This window comes from Metabacillus rhizolycopersici, assembly GCF_020075705.1.
Window position 1 is genome coordinate 1 of sequence record NZ_JAIQUM010000317.1, and the last position, 280, is coordinate 280.

Sequence of the window (280 nt, forward strand, 5' to 3'; positions counted from 1 at the left end):
TACTGATCCAGATGCACGTGTAGGACACAAAACAGCTGATTCTTCTTTCTTTGGATTTAAAACACATATAGCCATGAGCGATGAACGGATTATTACAGCTGCGATTGTTACTACTGGTGAGAAAAGTGATGGAAAATACTTGAAAGATTTAGTTGAGAAAAGTAAAGATGCAGGCATGACAATTGATAGAATCATTGGTGATACAGCTTATTCAGAAAAAGATAATATCCAATATGCAAAAAAAGAAGATTTTCAACTAGTATCTAAACTGAATCCTCTA

General features: G+C 33.9%; 1 protein-coding gene. It reads left to right on the forward strand.

The window, feature by feature from the left end:
* A partial coding sequence (locus tag K9V48_RS28805; RefSeq protein ID WP_224142368.1) for a transposase occupies window positions 1-280 on the forward strand: 280 nt, incomplete at both ends.